3 protein-coding genes are annotated in these 3,862 nt (G+C 39.2%); 1 reads left to right on the top strand and 2 read right to left on the bottom strand.

Annotated elements, in window-relative coordinates:
- Positions 1–345: 345 nt before the first annotated feature.
- Together H6G26_RS43585 and H6G26_RS39615 are read right to left on the bottom strand one after the other, a co-directional pair.
- On the bottom strand, positions 346–570 hold the full coding sequence (locus H6G26_RS43585) for a diguanylate cyclase (protein ID WP_190737369.1): 225 nt from the start codon (positions 568–570) through the stop codon (positions 346–348).
- A gap of 311 nt (positions 571–881) precedes the next feature.
- Complete coding sequence (locus H6G26_RS39615; RefSeq protein ID WP_190737355.1) at positions 882–1,847, bottom strand: acyl-CoA desaturase; 966 nt, start codon at positions 1,845–1,847, stop codon at positions 882–884.
- 987 nt (positions 1,848–2,834) lie between these two features.
- On the opposite strand from H6G26_RS39615, the gene H6G26_RS39610 reads away from it, so the two are divergent.
- The gene (locus H6G26_RS39610) at positions 2,835–3,026 is read left to right on the top strand and encodes a hypothetical protein (protein WP_190737353.1); all 192 of its coding nucleotides are present in this window, start codon (positions 2,835–2,837) and stop codon (positions 3,024–3,026) included.
- Positions 3,027–3,862: the final 836 nt, after the last annotated feature.

The raw sequence follows: 3,862 nt of genomic DNA, 5'->3' as shown, positions 1-3,862 counted from the left end.
ATATTGACAAATACTACGTTATATAAATGTTGTTTTAGTATCGTTCCCTAAAACCACGAATTGTTGAATCAGAACAGGAATAAAGCTCTCATTCGCTCTCGAGTGTAGTCAACCATAAGACTTCGAGCATCTTAGGATGGGTTTTTTGCTCTTAAAAACTGGTAGATTGCGGGGAGTTTGCATATTAAGTAGTAAGTTATTAGTAAGTTATTGTGCTTAAAGCAATTGCGTCCTGCTGCCTTTGCCTGATATAGCGCTTTATCAGCTGCTGTAATGATTTGTTCAATGTTAAAAATATGGTTAGGAATGACTGTGGTTAACCCTGTGAATTTATATGGGGAATTGCTAAGGAGCGAATAGCAAAGCAGCAAAGCAAATTCTCTTGGCAACTTTCGTAGCACCAAACATATCTGTGTTAGGTAAAACAACAGCAAATTCTTCCCCACCATAACGGGCAATTAAATCGCCAGGACGTTTAACAACATCTTTAATCGCTTTAGCAATTTTTATAAGAGCGCGATCGCCTGCCTGATGACCATAAGTATCGTTGTAAGATTTGAAGAAATCAATATCTTCGTTATTTTTGCGTAAAACACAAAACTCTGGCTTAAGTTACAATTTTGGTCAAGTTATGATTCATTTTTGGTCAATTTATGGGTAAAAGCACACCAAGCACTCCCTTTTTTTTACGTTGGTTGAATTTGGAAATTCTGGATACATTGCTAGCAGAACGAGTTCATCGTACCAACCCCAGAGTTGTCAAAAAACCTGTATCTAAGTTTCGCTCAAAAAGATTAAAACACTGAGGTACTGGCACACGAAATCGTCCCCCTATTTTGGTTATTCTTAGCAGTGCATAGCCTTAACTTAACAGTATTGCCTTATACAGAAGTAATCTGTTTAGCCTGTATCATGCCTGGTGTTGGACTTTTAACATCCCAAGCCATACCTGTTACTTCAAGAGACCGGATAACCCAGTAACCTAGATCAAATTGCCACCATTTCATACCAAACTTTGCCGAGTTTGGGAAAGCATGATGGTTGTTATGCCACCCTTCTCCAAGAGTTACAATGGCAAGCCAAATAATATTTCCGCTTTGATCAGCGTTTTCAAAACGGTAGCGACCAAAGACGTGGGTAATGGAATTGATGCACCAAGTCGTGTGGTGAGATAAGAAGATTCGGACAATTCCTCCCCACATAAACCCTTGGAATGCTCCAATACTACTTCCTGTAAGAATCCCTTCTATAGCCGTAGGAATAGCAAGACCTAGTATTATCCAAATTAGGTAAAGCTGATTAATTTTGACAATGGTAGGGTTGTGAACCAAGTCTTTGGCAAAAATTAATGGATTCACAATCAAGCTCTCAAACAGCCAGCCAATATGGGCATAGCATAGTCCGCGTAATTGATTATAAATTCCGTTTCCATGAAGACGAGGTGAATGAGGATCGTTGGGCTGATCGCTGTACTGATGATGGCATCTATGAGTAGCTACCCAAAAAATTACAGGTCCTTGAGCAGCCATAGAGCCAAGAATGGCTAGAGTGATCTCTATGACTTTGTTTGACTTGAAAGCTCTGTGTGCAAAGTATCGATGAAAGCCTACAGTAATTCCAAGCCCCGTTAAAATGTACATACTAACCAACAACGATAATTCGATCAAACCAATCCCTAATAGCGGCAATAATCCAATGGCGAGAATTGAGCCAAGAAAAGGGATTAATACAGTACTCCTAGCTATATACCTTTGTTGATTCTGTAACTCTTTATTCGCCAAGGTTATTCGGCTTCTAGGAGTTAAAGCTGTAGAAAACTCAAGTTCTTTTGTGGTATTTGGTTGCATATGTATCTGGTAAGCTACTTATTTCTAAACAAACGTAGTTGTCATTAATCACAAGGGGATTAGGATCTGGCTTCATTACTCGAGTTAGGGAAGTAGCCTTGAAGTGGACTATGTTGATAAGTATTTCAAGTGAAGGCAGAAAAGAAAAAACCCGAACTACAAGCTAGTAGTTTGCCAACCCAAAATTGCGCTTGTGGAGGTCGGCAGAGGAGCAGAGGAGCAGGGGAGCAGGGGAGCAGAGGAGAGATTTGTACAAGTTCTTTCACCCCTGCCCCTTTGCCCCTCTGCTTGCCACCACGCAAAGTTTGTGTGGCGAAGCACTAGTGATCTGTTAATTTTCTATTTGTGGATAAAGATGCTTGAGACGGATAGGGGCATCCGCTGTTGTAAACTGCCAATCTACGGATTTTTGCGAATGATTACGATGCCCCTATCCGGTTGAATGTACCAAGCCGATTGGTGAAGCGAGGTAACTTTGGCTGTAGTATGACCGCTAACCCCAGTAGATATTTACTTGCTACTTAACTTTTAAGGAATGAACCACAATTTTCCTCAATTACGATTTATACAAATATTTTTCATGTTTATCTTTAAAATAGACGTTTTAAATAGAAAACAAAAGTATCTTACGGATAAGTTTTATTGATAAATTAGAAAATATATATTAACCTTAAGGCATAGAGCAGCATTGTTATAATTTTTAGAGTGAACATGTTGAATTTCATGAATACTCAATAAAGGTGATATTTTATTCGTGGGAATGATATTCAAGTAGAAAATTGATTTTAATTTTAAAGTTACATCTGCAATCTACAGACTGGAGGAAAACTTTCTGTGTCGGAGTCCTATGAGCAAATTGAGTCACTTTGGCAGCATTTAACACAGAGCTATAAGGCACTAGGAATCGGCGAAGATATAATTGAGTAATTATTAATACTTGCTTAGAGCTTGTCAAGGAACGAGTTGTAGATTTGCACTCTCGTTTTGATGCCTACGGCAACCAGGAGCGGTGTACGCCCCACATCTGCGATCGCCAAAAGCTTAAGCTTCCCCTATCGCCGCCCCCGCCCTCATCCCTACCCTTGTTACAACCGCCCTCCACAGCCTACGATTGCTCCTTGGGGTAATGGTGTATTCATGCTGAAGGGCAAATGTGTCCAATTTGTTCCCAAAATATGACTAGAACAATGATTCAGTGATCAAAATTATGGCGAAAAATCAAGTTTTGGGCAGTAGTCGTGCCAAAATAAGGCTTTGATTTTTCAAGCATTTGTCAGCTACCACTAAATCTGACTACTGTTTTGAATTGCTATGCTTGGCAACAGTATTGGATAGATTGATTTTATACTTTTATAAACTGAGGACATCATAATAACCATATATTAAGCTGTCGATGAAGGAACACACTAATCCTAGAACAGCTAAAGTTTTTTAGCTGTTCTAATTTTTATGATGTGGCTAAAAATCTCAAAAACATGAGTTAGCAACACTATCTAGCTAAAGTAATTTTTGAATATCACTATAGGCACGGTAGAATCCGCCACTAATAGTCTGCGAACCCAAAAAGCGCTTTTTCAGGCTGGGGTTAAGGAGTGACTGCCTTCATGCAGTGCTTCATGCGATCACTGTAAGCAAGATTTGCAGTACTTGTACAGAGGTATAAATAGTTATCAAAGTATAAACTGAAGGCTACTAAAAGATAACCATAGTAAGTATATATACTCTATTGATGTGAATAACTCGGTAGAGTATTTTTGTGAAAGTGCGCCTAATGTAAGCGATCGCCTCTTCTGTGCCCTTGTTACAACCGCCCTCCATCCATAGCCGACAATTGCTCTTGGAGTAATGATGCATTCATGTTTGACCAAATTTTGATAACCATTGGTTGTCACGCACTCAGCCAAAGGTGTTGTACTGGGCTTGGTTGATTGCGCCTAATCCTTGTATAGTGCAGCTTTAAAAGTTTTTCGCTCTTTTTGCATAAATTACAAAACTTGAACTGAAGAGTATTACAT

Origin of the sequence: Nostoc sp. FACHB-888, assembly GCF_014696655.1 — a bacterium.
Taxonomy (GTDB): domain Bacteria; phylum Cyanobacteriota; class Cyanobacteriia; order Cyanobacteriales; family Nostocaceae; genus Nostoc.
Note: the sequence above shows the minus strand (reverse complement) of the source record. Positions and strands in the feature narration are given on the sequence as shown.

Coding starts and splice junctions, on each gene's coding strand:
- H6G26_RS39615 (WP_190737355.1), bottom strand. CDS start 1,847: ATGCAACCAAATACCACAAAAGAACTTGAGTTTTCTACAGCTTTAACT.
- H6G26_RS39610 (WP_190737353.1), top strand. CDS start 2,835: ATGCCTACGGCAACCAGGAGCGGTGTACGCCCCACATCTGCGATCGCC.